The sequence below is a fragment of the Plantactinospora alkalitolerans genome (assembly GCF_015690345.1).
GTDB classification, from domain to species: Bacteria; Actinomycetota; Actinomycetes; order Mycobacteriales; family Micromonosporaceae; genus Plantactinospora; species Plantactinospora alkalitolerans.
In genome coordinates this window covers 1-16,567 of sequence record NZ_JADPUN010000127.1, presented here as the reverse complement: position 1 = coordinate 16,567, position 16,567 = coordinate 1, and the positions used below count along the sequence as shown (strand labels likewise).

Annotated in this window: 17 protein-coding genes; 9 read left to right on the top strand and 8 right to left on the bottom strand. The window is 71.9% G+C overall.

Going from position 1 to position 16,567, the window contains the following annotated elements; all coding sequences use genetic code 11:
- The first annotated feature begins 2 nt into the window (after nt 1-2).
- On the top strand, nt 3-194 hold the full coding sequence (locus I0C86_RS11655; RefSeq protein WP_196201241.1) for a hypothetical protein: 192 nt from the start codon (nt 3-5) through the stop codon (nt 192-194).
- 51 nt (nt 195-245) lie between these two features.
- Here I0C86_RS11655 and I0C86_RS11650 read toward each other — a convergent pair whose 3' ends face one another.
- Nucleotides 246-938 (bottom strand): response regulator transcription factor, encoded by a 693-nt coding sequence (locus I0C86_RS11650; RefSeq protein WP_323373592.1) that lies wholly within the window; start codon nt 936-938, stop codon nt 246-248.
- 185 nt (nt 939-1,123) lie between these two features.
- Between I0C86_RS11650 and I0C86_RS11645 the strand changes: the two genes are divergently transcribed.
- The gene (locus I0C86_RS11645) at nt 1,124-1,408 is read left to right on the top strand and encodes a DUF427 domain-containing protein (RefSeq protein ID WP_196201239.1); all 285 of its coding nucleotides are present in this window, start codon (nt 1,124-1,126) and stop codon (nt 1,406-1,408) included.
- A 226-nt stretch (nt 1,409-1,634) separates the two neighbouring features.
- Nucleotides 1,635-2,309, top strand: a complete 675-nt coding sequence (locus I0C86_RS11640) for an IS110 family transposase (RefSeq protein WP_230393996.1) — start codon at nt 1,635-1,637, stop codon at nt 2,307-2,309.
- Here the strand turns inward: I0C86_RS11640 and I0C86_RS11635 are convergent.
- Nucleotides 2,248-3,087, bottom strand: a complete 840-nt coding sequence (locus tag I0C86_RS11635) for a class I SAM-dependent methyltransferase (RefSeq protein ID WP_196201238.1) — start codon at nt 3,085-3,087, stop codon at nt 2,248-2,250. The two genes, I0C86_RS11640 and I0C86_RS11635, sit on opposite strands and share 62 nt — an antisense overlap.
- A 289-nt stretch (nt 3,088-3,376) precedes the next feature.
- Between I0C86_RS11635 and I0C86_RS11630 the strand changes: the two genes are divergently transcribed.
- The 3 genes from I0C86_RS11630 (at nt 3,377) to I0C86_RS11620 (ending at nt 5,566) form a co-directional block, all read left to right on the top strand.
- On the top strand, nt 3,377-3,667 hold the full coding sequence (locus tag I0C86_RS11630) for an FmdB family zinc ribbon protein (RefSeq protein WP_196201237.1): 291 nt from the start codon (nt 3,377-3,379) through the stop codon (nt 3,665-3,667).
- Between the two features lie 19 nt (nt 3,668-3,686).
- Nucleotides 3,687-4,940 carry a formamidase gene (fmdA, locus tag I0C86_RS11625; RefSeq protein WP_196201236.1) on the top strand — a complete coding sequence of 418 codons (1,254 nt, stop codon included), beginning with the start codon at nt 3,687-3,689 and terminating at the stop codon, nt 4,938-4,940.
- Nucleotides 4,941-5,119: 179 nt separating this feature from the next.
- Complete coding sequence (locus I0C86_RS11620) at nt 5,120-5,566, top strand: group II truncated hemoglobin (RefSeq protein WP_196201235.1); 447 nt, start codon at nt 5,120-5,122, stop codon at nt 5,564-5,566.
- A gap of 166 nt (nt 5,567-5,732) precedes the next feature.
- On the opposite strand, the gene I0C86_RS11615 is transcribed toward I0C86_RS11620, so the two are convergent.
- The 3 genes from I0C86_RS11615 to I0C86_RS11605 form a co-directional block, all read right to left on the bottom strand.
- Nucleotides 5,733-6,650 carry an NAD(+)/NADH kinase gene (locus I0C86_RS11615; RefSeq protein ID WP_196201234.1) on the bottom strand — a complete coding sequence of 306 codons (918 nt, stop codon included), beginning with the start codon at nt 6,648-6,650 and terminating at the stop codon, nt 5,733-5,735.
- A gap of 25 nt (nt 6,651-6,675) precedes the next feature.
- Nucleotides 6,676-7,731, bottom strand: coding sequence for an SPFH domain-containing protein (locus I0C86_RS11610; protein ID WP_196201233.1), 1,056 nt, complete (start codon nt 7,729-7,731; stop codon nt 6,676-6,678).
- A gap of 204 nt (nt 7,732-7,935) precedes the next feature.
- Nucleotides 7,936-8,637 carry an SDR family oxidoreductase gene (locus I0C86_RS11605; RefSeq protein ID WP_196201232.1) on the bottom strand — a complete coding sequence of 234 codons (702 nt, stop codon included), beginning with the start codon at nt 8,635-8,637 and terminating at the stop codon, nt 7,936-7,938.
- A gap of 92 nt (nt 8,638-8,729) precedes the next feature.
- Between I0C86_RS11605 and I0C86_RS11600 the strand changes: the two genes are divergently transcribed.
- Nucleotides 8,730-9,305, top strand: a complete 576-nt coding sequence (locus tag I0C86_RS11600; protein WP_196201231.1) for a TetR/AcrR family transcriptional regulator — start codon at nt 8,730-8,732, stop codon at nt 9,303-9,305.
- 41 nt (nt 9,306-9,346) lie between these two features.
- Here I0C86_RS11600 and I0C86_RS11595 read toward each other — a convergent pair whose 3' ends face one another.
- The 3 genes from I0C86_RS11595 to I0C86_RS11585 form a co-directional block, all read right to left on the bottom strand.
- Nucleotides 9,347-10,099: an ABC transporter permease gene (locus I0C86_RS11595; RefSeq protein ID WP_196201258.1), complete on the bottom strand. Its 753-nt coding sequence runs from the start codon at nt 10,097-10,099 to the stop codon at nt 9,347-9,349.
- Between the two features lie 116 nt (nt 10,100-10,215).
- Nucleotides 10,216-11,211 (bottom strand): ATP-binding cassette domain-containing protein, encoded by a 996-nt coding sequence (locus tag I0C86_RS11590; protein WP_196201230.1) that lies wholly within the window; start codon nt 11,209-11,211, stop codon nt 10,216-10,218.
- 165 nt (nt 11,212-11,376) lie between these two features.
- Nucleotides 11,377-14,799 carry a BTAD domain-containing putative transcriptional regulator gene (locus I0C86_RS11585; protein WP_323373591.1) on the bottom strand — a complete coding sequence of 1,141 codons (3,423 nt, stop codon included), beginning with the start codon at nt 14,797-14,799 and terminating at the stop codon, nt 11,377-11,379.
- Between I0C86_RS11585 and I0C86_RS11580 the strand changes: the two genes are divergently transcribed.
- Together I0C86_RS11580 and I0C86_RS11575 are read left to right on the top strand one after the other, a co-directional pair.
- On the top strand, nt 14,800-15,993 hold the full coding sequence (locus I0C86_RS11580) for a low temperature requirement protein A (protein WP_196201229.1): 1,194 nt from the start codon (nt 14,800-14,802) through the stop codon (nt 15,991-15,993).
- Between the two features lie 142 nt (nt 15,994-16,135).
- Nucleotides 16,136-16,567: (2Fe-2S)-binding protein (locus I0C86_RS11575; protein ID WP_230393994.1), on the top strand; the 432-nt coding region annotated here is incomplete at its 3' end.

The following is a 16,567-nucleotide window of genomic DNA, read 5'->3' as shown; positions in this document are numbered from 1 at the left end:
GGATGAATATCGACGAGGATGGACGTCTCTCGATCGTCTGTCAATATTCGCCAGCATCGTTTTCCGCAACGGCGGTTTTCTTCAACTGCTCGGTGGACGACGTTCACCGCCCCGCCGTCCGTACCGGCTCGTCCTCCGTCACCCGCATCGACTCCTCGGCCGCCCGAACCGGCTCGGCGGATCACCGCCGGTAGGGGATCCCGGCTCCGTCGACCGGGCGGGGCCGGAGGCGTCGGGAATCGCGCTCAGGACCGAGTCGACCGCTCGATCTCACCGGCGTCGCCGGGCGCCACCAGACCGGACTCGTACGCCAGCACCACCGCCTGGACCCGGTCCCGCACACCGAGTTTGGCCAGGACGTTGCTGACATGGGTCTTCACGGTGTGCTCGCTGACGAACATCGCGGCGGCGATCTCGACGTTGGACAGCCCCCGGGCGACCTGCCGCAACGTCTCCGTCTCCCGGGTGGTCAGGCCGGCGAGCCGGCTCGGGCCGGACGGAGTGGGCCGGACCGAACGGTCCCGGGACACCACGTCGGCGATCAGTCGGCGGGTGACGGTGGGCGCCAGCAGCGCCTCCCCGGAGGCCACCACCCGGACGGCGTTGACCAGTTCCTCCCGGCGCATGTCCTTGAGCAGAAAGCCGCTCGCGCCGGCCCGCAAGGCGTCGTAGACGTACTCGTCGAGGTCGAAGGTGGTCAGCACCAGCACCCGGGCGGAGGTCTCCGCGCAGATCCGGACGGTCGCCGCGATGCCGTCCACGTTCGGCATCCGGATGTCCATCAGCACCACGTCCGGGGTCAGCTCCCTGGCCCACCGGATCGCGCCGACGCCGTCGGCAGCCTCACCGACCACGGTGATGTCGGGCTGGGCGGTCAGGATCATGCCGAGTCCGTCCCGCACCAGTGCCTGGTCGTCGGCGATGAGGACCCGGAGCACGCTCTCCTCGGCCATCCGCCCCTCCCGTCCCCCGCTGGCGTCCCTTCCGGCCGGGATCGGCCGCTCCTACGGTAGTGGCAGGGTCGCCGCGACCCGGAAACCGGTTCCGTCCGGCGCCAGACCCGGAAACCGGTTCCGTCCGGCGCCAGACCCGGCGGGCGGGCCGGCCGGAATAGTCTGGGGGCATGCCGAAAGCAATCTGGAACGACCTGGTTGTCGCGGAGAGCACGGACACCGTCGTGGTCGAGGGCAACCACTACTTTCCGCGTACCGCCCTGCGGGACGACCTGATCCGCGACTCCGACACCCACACCTTCTGCCCCTGGAAGGGCACCGCGTCGTACTTCAGCCTGGAGCACGAGGGCCAGCGCAGCGACGACGCCGTCTGGTACTACCCGGAGCCGAAGCCGGACGCCGAGATGGTCCGGGACCGGGTCGCCTTCTGGAAGGACGTCCGGGTCGTCGACTGACAGAGATGATGTTCGTGAGCACCTCCCGCCGGGGTCTGACCCATCGACTGACTGACTTCGGGTCCTTAACGGGGATTTGTCGGCCTCGGTCGGGAGGTGCTCGTGCACTCACTGGACGTGGCGTTGTGACTTCATAGGAGCCTGGCCAGAGGCCCCATCTCTGTCTTGTCCGCGTTGCCCGGCTGGTGCGTGCCGCCCTGCCCCAGTCACGAACGACAGGACGACGATGCCTCCTATTACACCTGACGATGCCGCGATCGAGGTCGCGGGTGGAGTCGACACCCACCAGGACAGCCACACCGCGGCGGTGATCGATCTGGTTGGGCGGGTGCTGGGCACCGAGCGGTTTCCCGCCACGGCGGCCGGCTACACCGCGCTGCTGGCCTGGATGCGCGGACACGGCCGACTGAACCGGGTCGGGGTCGAGGGCACCGGTGCCTACGGTTCGGGACTTGCCCGCCTGCTGCGTGACAAGGATGTCGAGGTGATCGAGGTCGACCGCCCGGACCGCAAGACCCGCCGGTTCCAGGGCAAGTCCGACCCGATCGACGCCGTCCAAGCCGCCAGGGCGGCCCTGGCCCGGGAACGCACCGGCGTCCCTAAGCAACGCGACGGCCGTGTCGAGGCCCTGCGCAACCTGCGGGTAGCCCGGCGCAGCGCGGTCGACCAGCGCGCCGACACCCAACGCCAGATCAAGACGCTGATCGTCACCGCCCCCGACGAACTGCGTGCCCGGCTACGCGGCCTGACCGTCAAACAGCTGATCCAACCGGCGGGGGCGCTCCGGCGGAGGGCTGTCCGGCAGGCGGCTGTCCGGCAGGCGGCTGTCCGGCAGGCGGCTACCGGTGGGCGGTGCCGTCCAGGACCGGATCCGCCGCGCCCGGCCGCCAGGCGACGGTGAGCAGGTGACCGCTCGCGCCGAGCAGGCTCGGCTCGGCCTCGACCCGGCGGGACATCTCCAACAGCAGCGCGGTCTGCTCGGGATCGGCCAGGATCTCGTTCAGCCGCCCACCGGCGAACCCGAGCGGGCCCTCCACCGTGACCACCCGACGCACCGCGAGACCCGCCTCGGTCGCCTCGCTCGCCGGCTCCGCCGGATGGTGGAAGTACGCGCTGGTGAACCAGTTCCGCTCGGGCCGGGTGTTCAGGTGCCGCCCGTCGGCAAGCGTCCGCTCCACCACCGGCCGGAACTCGGGATCGTCGAAGAGTCCCTTCACGAACCCGTCGAACAGCGAGGCGTACCGGCTGATCGTCGCGGCCACCACCAGCCCGCCGGGGCGGACCGCCCGGGCCGCCTCCCGCCAGGCGGTCACCCGCTCGGCCCGGTCGAGCAGGTGGTAGAGCGGTCCGAGCAGCAGCACCGCGTCGAACCGGCCGTCGGGCACCGGCAGGGACCGGGCATCTCCGGCCAGGGCGGTCACCCCGGCCCGTCCGGCGGCCGCCGCCGCGTGCTCCGGCAGCAGGTCCAGCAGGTGCATCCGGTAGCCGGCCGCGGCCAGCGGCTCCGCGTACACGCCGGTGCCGCCGCCCACGTCCAGTACGACGGCCGGGGCCGGCGGCAGCGTCCTGGTCAGCACGTCCAGCGTGCGCAGGTACTCCAACCGCCCGACTCCGCCGGTCAGCCGGGCGTGCTCGCCGCCACGCCGGTAGTAGTCGAGGATGTCGATGGGGCTCGTCACCCGGCCGATCCTGCCGAGCCCGCCGCCAGGCCGCAACCAGTCAAGGGGCCGCAACCAGTCAAGGGGCCGCAACCAGTCAAGGGGCCGCAACCGGTCAAGGGGCCGCAACCGGTCAACCGTAGTGACCGCCGTGAACTCCGGCCGATACCGCGACCTGCCCGCCCCCGGTGCAGTCGACGAGGTCCGGGTTGCTCGCCCCTGGGGCACCACACCGGGCACTGCCGCACCAGGAGCCACTACTTGTCGCATTGACCTGCGGAGTCGGGCTTCCCGGTCCGATTCTTGAGCCGTGGCGACGTACGAGTACCGGTGCCCGCGCGACGGCGCCTTCGACGCGGCGTACCCGATCGGGCAGGCCCCGCCGAGGACGCGCTGCGCGACCTGCTCCGCCGAGGCCGACCGGGTCTTCTCCGCACCGCTGCTGAACGCCGTGTCGCGCCCGCTGACCGCGGCACTCGACCGGGCCGCCCGCAGTGCCGAGGCACCGGAGGTGGTGTCCCGGATTCCCGGCCGGCGCGGTACCCCGACCCGGCCGAACGGGCCGACCCATCCCGGCCATGCCCGGCTGCCACGACCCTGACCGGTGAAGGGATACCGCGATGCCCGAGGTGTTGTTTCCACTCGACTCGACGAGGAAGTTCACCGAGCAGGAGTTGATGGGCCACAACAGGTGGCACCCCGACATCCCGGCGGTCGCCACCGTCCGGCCCGGCCAGTCGTTCCGGGTCGAGTGCCGGGAATGGTTCGACGGCGCCATCCACAACGACGACTCGGCGGACGACGTCCGGGACGCGCCGCTGCCGATCGTGCACGCGCTCAGCGGGCCGTTCTCGGTGAGCGGCGCCGAGCCCGGTGATCTGCTGGTGGTCGACATCCTGGACGTCGGGCCGATTCCGCAGGAGGACAGCGGTCCGCTGGCCGGACAGGGGTGGGGCTACACCGGGATCTTTCCGAAGCAGAACGGCGGGGGCTTTCTGACCGACTACTTTCCGGACGCGTACAAGGCGATCTGGGACTTCAGCGGTCAGCAGGCGAGCTCGCGGCACGTCCCCGGGGTGACCTTCACCGGGATGATCCATCCTGGGCTGATGGGCACCGCCCCGTCGGCGGCGCTGTTGGCGAAGTGGAACCAGCGGGAGGGGGCGCTGCGGGCCACCGATCCCGACCGGGTGCCACCGCTGTCGCTGCCGCCGTTGCCGGACGGGGCGATCCTCGGGGCGTTGACCGGCGCCGACTTCGACCGGGTCGCCGCCGAGGCGGCCCGGACGGCTCCCCCCCGGGAGAACGGCGGGAACCAGGACATCAAGAACATGACCAAGGGGACCCGGGTCTTCTATCCGGTGTACGTCCCCGGCGCGAACCTCTCCCTGGGTGACCTGCACTTCTCCCAGGGCGACGGCGAGATCACCTTCTGCGGTGCGATCGAGATGGGCGGCTTCGTCGACCTGCACGTGGACGTGATCAAGGGCGGCATGACCATGTACGGGGTGTCGGAGAACGCGATCTTCCTGCCCGGGAACGTGGCGCCGCAGTACAGCCAGTGGCTGGCCTTCTCCGGAATCTCCGTCACCACGGACGGGGAACAGCGCTACCTGGACTCGCAGTTGGCTTTCCAGCGCGCCTGCCTGCACGCGATCGACTACCTGACCAAGTTCGGGTACAGCCCGGAGCAGGCGTACCTGATCCTCGGGGCGGCGCCCATCGAGGGGCGGTTCTCCGGAGTGGTGGACATTCCGAACTCCTGCGCCACCGTCTACCTGCCGACCGCGATCTTCGACGTCGACGTACGCCCCTCGGCGGCCGGACCGACCAGGATCACCTCGGGCGCGAGCGCACCGAAGTCGACCTTCTAGGCCCACCCACCCGCCACCCGCCTGAGCACCTGGGTACCGTGGGCGTCCCGCTTTCCGATCCTGGCCGAACAGCCGAACGCCGCCGGCCATTGCACTGACGACGTACGGCCGGCGACGGTCCAATCTGGACGGGCGGCGGCAGTCGCGACCACGTGCGACAGCAGACAGGCGGACAACCCATGGAAACGTTGTACGAGCACGCCGGTGGCGAGGAGGCCCTGTACCGGTTCACCGACCTGTTCTACCGCAGCGTGCTCGCTGACCCGCTGCTGCAACCGCTGTTCGGGGCCGGTCGACCCGAGCATGTCGCCCACCTCACCGCGTTCACCGGAGAGAGCTTCGGCGGTCCGGACGTCTTCACCCGGGAGATGGGCGGCTTCGCCGGTCTGATCGCGGCACACCGGGGGCTGCGGATCAGTGAGGAACAGCGGGAGCGCTTCGTCGCGCTGTACCTCACGGCCGCGGACGCGGCCGGCCTGCCCGCCGACGAGGCGTTCCGGGATGCCCTGCGATCACACGTCGAGTTCGGCTCGCAGGTGGCGAAGCAGAACTCCCATGCCGAGACCGACGAGCAACTGCACCCGCTGCGCGAGGTCCCCCGGTGGGAATGGTCCGAGACACCGTGACGGGCTGACCTGGGCCCGGAGGTCGGCGGACGATCCCGCCGTCCCGCGCCCCCGGCGGAGGTCAACCCGACCGCCGGCCGAGGACCCGCCGGCCGGCACGGGTCGGTTCGGCCCTCAGCCGGCACGGGTCGGTTCGACCCTCAGCCGGCGCGGATCGGTTCGACCGTCAGCCCGCCGCACCTGCCGGCTCGACCAGGCGCAGGCGTCGGGTGGCCGGTCCGATCGTCAACCGCTGTCCCCAGGCCATCGCCAGGTGGTCCGTCTCCAGTCCGTCGGCGAAGACCACGAGCCGCTCCCGTTCCGCCACGATCTCCAGGGTCTCCTCCGCGCCGAGCCGGCCGGCCGTCAACGAGGCGCCGGTCGACGGGGACGGCCACGCCTCGCGGACGAACCAGCACAGCGCCAGCTCCCCCGGTGCCGGCAGCGGTGGCGCGCCGGCCCGTTCCCGGGCGATCGACGCGCACCAACCGGTGGCGCCGGTACCGGTGCCGACCACCAGTCCGGACGACGACTGCCGCTCCCGGCGGCCGTCAACTGTGGAAAGGACGTACCGGGCCGACTGGTGGCCGGGATGGCCGGCGTAGATCTCGTTGAGCCCGAGGAGTTCCTGCCCGTCGTCCAACCTGGCCCGGACCATGGTCCGTTCGCGGATCGGCGCGTGTCCCGCGACCACCGCGGGCAGCAGCCGGGCGATCTCGAAGGGTGCGAACGGCACCAGTACCCCGGCGTTGCGGTCCGGCTCCGGATCGATACCGATCACCGGCTGTCCGTCGAGATACTTCGCCGCGTTGGCGACCAGGCCGTCCTGACCGACCGCCACCACGATGTCCTCGGGAGCGAACGGAAACCGGGCCAGATCGTCCCGGTCCGCGTGCCCACGCCGCCAGTCGGCCGGAATGGCCGCCCCGACGACGGTCAGCGCCGCCTGGAGCGCATCGTGCCGGGCCACGACCTCGGCCAGGTCCCGGCCCCGTTGGCTCAGGTAGTAGCCGGCGGCGCCCCGGGTGCCGTGGTGGGCCAGCAGCTCGTCGAGCTCGCTGCGTCGACTCACCAGAACGACCCGGGGCGCGAGGGTGGCACTCACCGTGGCATCCCCGACCGGGGCGTGCTCATCGCGCGAGCCGGCCGAGCAGGCCGGTCAGCACGTCCGGGGTGACGGTGAGCTGGCCGATCTCGGGAAGCTGGCCGGCGACCTCCCGCAGCGCCAGCGCCTGGAGCACGGCCGGCGGCAGGTCCCGGTACGCCGCGAGTTTGGCCGTCTCCGCCTCTGCCTCGGCGAGGCCGACCACGCGTACGCCGTCCGCCTTCGCGCCGGCGAGGACGCGGTCCTTCTCCGCCTCGGCGGCGGCCAGCACCCGGGCCCGGTCGGCCGCTGCCGCGTTCGCCACCTTCTCCCGCTCGGCCTTGCCCTGCGCCACCGCGAGTTCCGCGTCGGCCTCCAGTTCGACCTTGCGGCGGGCGTTGGCGCCGCGCTGCTCGACCAGTTGCTGCTCCCGACGGGCCAGCTCGATCTTGTTCTGCAACTCGTTCTCGGCGATCCCCCGCTCCTGCTCCACCGCCTGGGCCCGCCGGGCGTACGTGGCCCGGTCGGCCTCGACCTGCACCGCCTCCCGGGTCGGCGTCTGGAGCGCGCGTTCGAGTTCCGGCTCGGGACGGACCGCCACGACCCGGGCGCTGCCCACCGAGACTCCGATGTCGGCCAATCGGGCCTCGTCCCGCAACGCGGCCGACACCGCCTCCCGGACCGCGGCGATGTCGGTCAGCGCCTCGGCCAGCGGCACCCGGGCCAGCAGGTCGAGCGCCGGCTGCTGGGCCAGCTCGGCCAGGAGCGTGGCGACCTGGTCGAGTGGCCGGGCCCGGGCGACGCCCCGGTGCGGGTCGATCGAGAAGTCCAGCCGGCTCGCGGCGAGCGCCGGGTCGGCGATCCGGTACGTCACGGTGGCCTGCACCGTGACGTCGGCGAAGTCGCTGGTCCGGGCGTGGAAGAGCAGCGGCAGCTCGCGGTCGTCGACCGGTACCTCGCTCAGTACGGCGACCAGCGGGCGGTACCAGAACGACTGCCCGATCCCCTCGTGTCGCACCCGGCCCCGTGCGTGGTGTCGTACCCATGTCGTCGGCGCTCCGCGCAGGTGTCGCAGGAACAGCCGTCTGGTCACGTCGGTCACGACGCGCCACCTCCCCTGTTTTCGTCGTGATGACGATAAAGGTCGACGTGGTTTCGCGTCAAGCCGCCGATAAAGGGAAGGCCGGAGGGGTGGCCCGAGCTCCGACTGGCGCCGGCGGCGGCGTTTCCCATGGGGTCGCGCCACCCCTCCGGCAATCGGTCAGGCAACGTTCTCAAACGGGGTCGAGCCACCCCTCACGATCGGTCAGGCGGCGCCGAGCTGCGGATACATCGCGTCCACCGATGCGGAGAGGCCACCCCGCACCCGCCTGCTGGTCTCGTCCGCCAGCACCTCGAAGGCTCCCGCCTCGATGCCGTCGATCGCCTGCCGGGCCACGTCCTCCGGAGAGATCTTCGGCGCGTCGACGTGCGCCGACATGTCCGTGTCGATGTAACCGACGTGCAGCCCGGTCACCCCGACCCCCCGAGGCAGCAGTTGCAGGCGCAGCGAGTTCGTCATCGACCACAACGCCGCCTTCGACGCGCTGTAGGAGCCGCTGATCCCGAGCCAGGAGAGCGCGGAGTTGATATTGAGAACGTGACCGCCGCCGTTGTCGATGATGCTCGGCACGAACGCCCGGGTGAGGCGGAGCGGCCCGTAGAAGTTGGTCTCGAACTCCCGACGCACCTCCTCGACGTCCGAGTCCAGGAAGTCCGCGTTGACCAGGCTTGCGGCATTGTTGACCAGAACTGTGACATCGGAGGCCACCCGGGCCGCCTCGGCCACCGATTCCGGGTCGGTCACGTCGAGCGCCAGCGGCACGACGTCCGGATTCGTGACGGTACGGGGATCACGGGCGGCGGCGTAGACCTTCCGGGCGCCCCGGGCGACCGCCTCGGCGGCGATGGCCCGGCCCAGGCCACGGTTGCCACCGGTCACCAGTACGACAGCATTTTCGATCTGCATTTGGGATCTCCAGGAAGCTAGGAAACCGATCGGTTTCGCCAACCGTAAACCGATCGGTTTCCAACCGCAAGGCCAGCGGGTACGCTGCCGCTATGACCTCGACCGCCAGGGCCCTACCGCGCGAGCGCCTGCTGCGTGCCGCAGCCGAGCTGTTCGCCCGCGAGGGCATCGCGACGACCGGCGTCGAGAAGCTCTGCCAGACGGCCGGCGTCTCGAAGCGGACCATGTACCAGCTCTTCGAGACCAAGGACGCACTCGTGGCGGAAAGCCTCGCCGAGTACGGTCCGGCGACAATCGCCGCCCATCTTCCGGACGACACGTCTGAGATGGCCCCTCGGGAGCGGATCCTGCGTGTCTTCGAACGCCTGGAGGAGTTCGCCGACCAGCCGGAGTTCCACGGCTGCCCGTTCGTCAACACGGCCACCGAACTACGCGACCCGGGCCATCCGGCCAGCGTGGTCGCCCGGCACCACAAACAACTGCTGACCGACTACTTCGCCCGGCAGGCGACCCTGGCCGGCGCCCGCGATCCCGAGACGCTGGCGAAGCAGCTCACCATCGTGTTCGACGGCTCGGCCGCCCGATCGGTGATCCACGGCACCGGCCTCGACGGACTGAGCCTGCTGACCGCCACGGCGCTGCTCGACGCCCACCACGCCAGCGGCTGAGCCACCGTCACCGGTGACCCAGCCGACGACGACCGCCACCGTCAGCGACTCAGCCGCTGGTAGCGACGGACGGCCAGCGGCGCGAAGACCGCGATGAGGAGCACCGGCCAGGCGATCGCCAGCACCAGCGAATGCTCGGCCGGCCACGAGTCCCCACCCGTACCTGGATTGCCGAACAGCTCCCGGGCCGCCGCCACCGTCGCGGAGAGCGGGTTCCACGCCGCGATCGTGCCGAGCCACTGCGGCATCAGATCGGGCGACACGAAGACGTTGGAGAGCGCGCTGAGCGGAAACGCGAGCGGGAACACGATCACGCCGACGGTGTCCGGGTTCGGCACCACCAGGCCGAGGAAGATACCCACCCAGGTGAGCGCGATCCGCAGCAGCAGGATCAGCCCCACGGCGCCGAGCGCGGAGCCCAGGCCGTTCCGCCACTGCCAACCGACCAGCAGGCCGCAGACGACCAGCGTGGCCATCTCCAGCAGGGCGCGGAGCAGGTCCGCACCCGTCCGGCCGACCACCAGCGCGGACCGGGCCATCGGCATCGACCGGAACCGGTCGACGACGCCCCGGCTCACGTCCATGGCGATACCGCTGGCGGTGGCGCCGAGGCCGTACAGCATCGTCATCACGAAGACGCCGGGCAGGAGGTACTCCCGGTAGCCCGAACCCGATACCGCCATCCCGCTGCCGAAGACGTAGCCGAAGACCAGCACGAACATGATCGGCAGACTGAAATAGATCACGATCTCCTCGGGCGACCGGATCACGTGCGACATGTTGCGACCGGTCATCACCCAGCCGTCGGCCAGGGCCCGGCGGAACCGGGCCAGCGCTCCGCCGGAAGCCGAATCCGGTCGTACGGCGGAGTCGGCGCCGGACATCCGGGACGGGGACCGCAGGGTGCTCGTCATGCCGCCACCCCCGCTCCGGCCGGCTGGTCCGCCGACGGCACACCGGCGGGCCGCTGCCCCGTCAGGTGCAGGAACGCCTCGTCGAGGGTCGGCCGGCGCAGGCCGACATCCTCGACCGCGATGGCGGCGTCACTCAGCGCCCGCATGATGTCGCCGAGCGCCGCGACCCGCTCCACGACCGGCGCGCCGAGCTGTCGGATCTCGACGTCCACCTCGACCGGCCCGGCGGCGAACCGTTCGACGACCGCGGCGGCCGCACCCAGCTCCGCCGCGTCCCGGACCACCACCTCGATCCGGTCGGCACCGATCCGCGCCTTCAACTCGGCCGAGGTGCCCTCGGCGACCACCCGCCCCGCGTCGACCACCAGGATCCGGTCGGCGAGCTGGTCCGCCTCCTCCAGGTACTGGGTGCTGAGCAGCACCGTGGTGCCGTCGGCGACCAGACGGCGTACGGCCGTCCAGAGCTGGTTGCGGCTGCGCGGGTCGAGGCCGGTGGTCGGCTCGTCGAGGAAGAGCACCCGGGGCGTCATGATCAGGCTGGCGGCCAGGTCCAGCCGGCGGCGCATTCCGCCCGAGTACTCCCCCGCCGACTTGCCCGCCGCATCGGTGAGCCCGAACTGAGCCAGCAGCTCGTCCGCGCGTCGCCGGGCCGCCCGAACCGGAAGGTGGTGCAGGCGACCGAAGAGGATCAGGTTCTGCCGGCCGCTGAGGACCTCGTCGACGGCGGCGTACTGGCCGGTCAGCCCGATCACGCCACGGACCTGCTCCGGTTGCCGGGTCACGTCGTACCCCGCCACCCGGGCCCGGCCGGCGTCGAACCGGAGCAGGGTGGAGAGAATCCGGACCGCCGTGGTCTTGCCTGCCCCGTTCGGTCCCAACAGTCCGCATACCGTGCCGGCCGGCACGGTGAGGTCGAACCCGTCGAGGGCTCTGGTCGTGCCGTACCGCTTGTGCAGTCCCTCGGCGACGACGGCTGGTGTATCGGTTGTCATGCTCCGACGGTCGCCGACGGCCCTGACGAAGCACTCACCGCGCGCTGACGGCCCCGGTCACCTCGGCTGACGGTCTCCGGAACCGCCGGTGACGGACGACGCTGGACGAGATGAACCCGACCGCGTTCCGGTCCGCTCGTCGTCGGCGCCGTGCTCGGGCGGCGATCACCGCTGATCGAGCAGCGCGGACGCCTGCTCACGGCTCATACCCGCGCCCCGGGCGACGATCCGCTCGTACGCCGCCCCGCCGAGCCGGGCCCGGGTGGCGTCCGCCACCGGGCCGGCCCCGGTCGCGGACGCGGCGCCGGCCTGCAGGACCGCTATCGCACCCAGCAGCAGGGCGGCCCGCTCGGCGTCGCCGTCCCGCAGCACCGGCCCGACCAGACCCTCCACGGCGGTGGAAACCGTCTCCTGCTCCCAGATCCCCTGGGTGGAGACGAGCACCTCGCGGTAGTGGCGGCGGGCCGTCGCGACGTCACCGGTCGCCTCGGCGATCCTGCCGAGGGTGCCGAGTACGCCGAGCCGGACCCCCTCGGCGCCGAACCAGCCGGTGGGGCATTCCGCGAGCGCCTGCTCGCACAGCTCGCGGGCCCGGTCGAGGTCGCCCCGGATCCGGGCGATCTCGCCGAGCCCGTAGTGCGCGGCGGCGAGCAGTTCCGGTGCTCCGGCCGGCACGGCGAGTTCCACCACCTGCTGGTAGTCGGCACCCGCTCCGACCAGGTCGCCGACGCTGATCCGGCCGTCCGCCCGGGTACGCAGCAGCTCCGCCATGTCCAGCGTCGAGTCGAGTTCGTCGGCCAGCCCCAGCGCCTCGTCCACCGCCTCGGTCGAGGTGTGATCACCTTCGCGGTAGGCGATATCTATGACGCTTGTCAGGCTCAGGATGGTCCCCCAGCGCTCCCCGAGGGCACGGAAGCCGGCCAGCGCGATCTCGAACTGGGACCGGGCCCGGTCGTGCTGGCGTTCGAGCATCCACATCATCCCGATACCGAGCGCCGCCAACGACCGACTCCACGGATCGGTACCGAGGACCTCGTCCCAGCTTTCCGACGCCACCAACGACTGCGACATGTCCACCGGTGGACCATTGGCGATCCCGGACAGGTAGAGCATGAACGGCTGCCGGGGCGGCCGGTGCAGGTTCCACAGGATCGCGCCGGCGACGCCGATGTCCGGGACCGCCCGGCCGTACCCGCCGAGGGAGGCGTGCAGGAGGCAGAGTGCGTACTCCTCCTCCAGACCGGCCGGCGGACCGGCGTCGAACCGCTCGATGAGCTGGCTGGCCAGTGCGGCACCCTCGCCCCGCAACCCGCGCAGCCACCAGTAGAACGACAGGGCCGCGACCAGTCGCAGCGCCGTCGCGGTGTCGGCGCCGGCCAGCGCCCGGCGCAGCGCGGCGTGCAGGTCGTCGCGGTCGGCGTCCAACCGGCGCAGCCACTCCAACTGCTCCGCGCCGCGCAGCCGCTCGTCGCCCGTCCGGGCAAGGTCGAGGAAGTACGCGGCGTGCGCCTCGCGCAGCCGGTCTGCCTCGCCGGCCTCGACCAGCCGCTCGGCGCCGAACGCGCGCACGGTCTCCAACATCCGGAACCGCCCACCAGCAGCCTCGACCAGGGACTTGTCCACCAGGCTCGACAACACGTCCAGAACGTCGGCCCCGAGCGGACCACAGACCCGCTCGACGGCATCCAGGTCGGCAGCGCCGGCGAACACGGTGAGCCGGCGGACCAGCCGCTGCTCGATCTCGTCCAGCAGGTCCCAGCTCCACTGCACCACCGCGCGCAGCGTCTGGTGCCGGGGCTGGGCCACCCGGCTACCCCGGGTCAGCAGCCGGAACCGGTCGTCCAGCCGGGCCGCGATCTGGGCGACCGGCAGGGCCCGGAGCCGGGCCGCGGCCAGTTCGATGGCGAGCGGCAGGCCGTCGAGGGTACGGCAGATCCGCAGTACCTCGGCCACGTTGCCGGTGTCGAGATCGAAATCCGGCGACGCGTCGACGGCCCGCTGCGCGAAGAGCCGCACCGAGGCGTACTCCCGGGCCGTCTCCGGGCTCGCGTCGACCGGCGGGAGGGGCAGCCCGGACACCGGGCACAGCGCCTCGCCGGTGAGCCCGAGCGGTTCCCGGCTGGTGGCGAGAACCCGGACCTTCGGGCAGGCGCCGAGCAGTCGGTCGGTGAGCCGGGCGGCGTCGGCCACCACGTGTTCGCAGTTGTCGAGCACCAGCAGCAGGCGCCGGTCCGCGAGCGCCGCGACCAGCCGGTCGGCGGCGTCCCGGGGTGTACCCGGGCCATGCAGTACGGCCTCACGCAGGTGGAGCGCGGCGAGCACCGTCTGGGTCACGTCCGCCCCGGCGGTCACCGACGCCAGTTCGACCAGGCGGATCTCGCCCTCCTGCCGGCTGGCCGCCTCGATCGCCAGCCGGGTCTTACCGGCGCCTCCCGGGCCGTGCAGGGTGACCAGCCGGGCCTCGCCGAGCAGCTTGCCGACCCGGCGCAGCTCCTCCTCCCGGCCCACGAAGCTGCTGAGTTGCCCCGGCAATCCCGTCGACTGGCCCCAGGAGCCGGATCCGACCGGGCCGGCCGGCTCGGCACCGGTCGCACCGGACATCCCCCGGCCGGGATGCGGAAGCACGCCGGGGCCGGACGGATCCGCCGGCGGCCCGGGTCGGGCGGTGCGGACCGGAGCCAGCGCGGGATCGTCCCGCAGCACGGCCACGTGCAACGCGGTCAGCTCCGGGGACGGGTCGGTGCCGAGTTCGTCGGCCAGGCGGCGCCGGGCGTCGGCAAAGGTGGCGAGCGCCTCCGCCCGCCGGCCGTCGGCGTGCAGCGCACGCATCAGCTGACCGCGCGGTCGCTCCCGCAGCGGGTACGCCGTCACCAGCTCGCGCAGCTCGGTCACGATCGTCCCGGCCGCACCGAGTCGGAGTTCCGCCTCGATCCGGTCCTCGGCGGCGGCCAGCCGCAGCTCGTCGAGGCGTACGGCCTGGGGCGGCGCGAATGGTGCGTCGCGGACGTCCGCCAACGGTTCGCCGCGCCACAGGGCCAGCGCCTCGCCCAGCAGGTCTGCGGCGCGCCGCCGGTCGTCGGTGGCCAGCGCCCGCTGTCCGGCCCCGGCCAGCCGGGTGAACCGGTGCACGTCGACGTCCTCCGGGTCGACGGCGAGCCGGTACCCCGCCGGATGGAACTCCACCAGCGGCTCCGGCCCGTTCGCCGCCGACAGCACCTGACGCAGCCGGGAGACCTGGGACTGCAACGCGTTCGCGGCCCGGTTCGGCGGGTTGTCGCCGTACAGGCCGTGGATCAGCCGATCGGCCGAGACCAGTCGACCCGCGTCGAGGAGCAGCAGCACCAGCAGGGCGCGCAGCCGCGGCCCACCGACGGCGAGTCGGCGGCCGTCGGTCGCGTACACCTCCGTCGCACCCAGGATGCCGAACCGCATGGCGTTGATTGTCGCCCAGTCCCGCCCGGCCGCCCGCCACCGGTATCCGGCGGCGCACACCGGCAGCGGCCAACTTCGGGTTGCCGGTCGGACTCGTGATCCGTTGTACGGGTAGTCGGCCGGCGCGGTCGGCCCCGAGATCGGAAGTGACGGCACGTGCGGAGGATCCACCGGCCAACGATCGCGCTCGCCGACGAGACGCACCGGGTCACCCCGTTCGAGGTCTTCTTCGACCTGGTTTTCGTCTTCGCGTTCACCCGGGTCATCTCGTTCATGGCCGACGAGCCGACCACACTCGCGCTGGTCCGGGGCCTGCTGCTGCTGGCGTTGCTCTGGTGGTCCTGGTCGGCCTACACGTGGCTCGGCAACCAGGCCCGGGCCGATGTCGGGGTGGTACGGGCCGGTGCCATCGCGGCGATGGCGGCCGTCTTCGTGGTCGCCCTGGTCGTTCCGGACTCGTTCCGGCACGCTTCCGGCCGGTTGGACGGCCCGCTGACGCTCGCGCTCGCCTACCTCGTCGTCCGGGTGTTGTACGTCTGCACCTACCTGTTCGCGGCGGCCGGCGAACCCGCGCTCCGGCGGCAGCTTCTGCGGGACGCCGTCACCCAGACCGTCGCCTCGGTACCGCTGCTGGTCGGCGCGCTCCTCGGCGGAACGCCGCAACTGCTGCTCTGGACCGCGGTGCTGGTCATCGACTGGGGTGGCGGCCAGATCGTGTCGCGGTCCGGCGGCGGATGGCGGCTGCGCAGCCCCGGCTACTTCGCGGAACGGCACAGCCTGGTCTTCATCATCGCCCTCGGCGAGTCCATCGTGTCGGTCGAGATCGGCATCGGCGGGGCACCCATCGACGCGCCCATCCTGGCCGCCACGTTGCTCGGGTTCGCGATGACCGTCTGCCTCTGGCTGCTCTACTTCGAGTCGGTCGCGCCGGTCACCCGCCGCCAGCTGGAGCTGTTGCACGGGGCGCCCCGGGCCCGGCTGGCCCGGGACGCCCACTCGCTGCTGCACTTCCCGCTGATCGCCGGTGTCATCTACGTCGCCCTCGGCATCGAGCAGGTACTCGCCCGGCTCTCCGATCCGGTTGGCGCAGACCCCTCCGCACCACTGGGCTGGGTTGCGCTGGTGGCCCTCTACGGCGGTGTCGCCTGCTACCTCTGTGGTCAGGTCGGGGTCGGCTGGCGGACGGTCCGGGCCGGCTCCGTCGTCCAACTCGGCGGTGCCGGCCTGGCCCTGCTGCTGTTGCCGGTCGCCCGGCTGCTGCCACCGTTGGCCGCGCTGGGCCTGATCACCACCCTGCTCGCCGCGCTCGCCCTGTACGGGTCGGTCGCCACCGACCGGATGCCGCGCTGAGCCGGAGCGGGCTCACCGGAGTCCCGCACCGGGAGGCCGTACGGCATTGGCGCGGGCTTTGCCCGTTTCGGTCCTCTGCCGGGATGGTATGGCTAACTTTGTGGGTGTTCGTAGCGACCCGATCCTCCAGGAGGTCCCGCCCATGGACGTCGAGATCATTGATGTCGAGGTCAACCTCCGGGTGGACGGCACCGCACAGCGGGTCAGCGTCGACATCCGGACCACCCTGCTCGACACCCTCCGGGAACGGCTCGGCAACACCAGTCCGAAGAAGGGCTGCGACCACGGGCAGTGCGGAGCCTGCACGATTCTGCTGGACGGCCGGCGGGTGAACAGCTGCCTGGCGCTCGCCGTCGCGCACGACGGGGCCGAGATCGTCACCGCCGCCGGGCTCGCCACCGACGGCGAACTCCATCCGATGCAGCGCTGCTTCATCCAGCACGACGCGTTCCAGTGCGGCTACTGCACCCCGGGCCAGATCGTCTCGGCGGTCGCGATGCTCCGCGAGGCGGAGGCAGGCTGGCCGAGCGCGGTGACGACCGACGGCGACGGCGACGGTGGCGGTGGCGGTGGC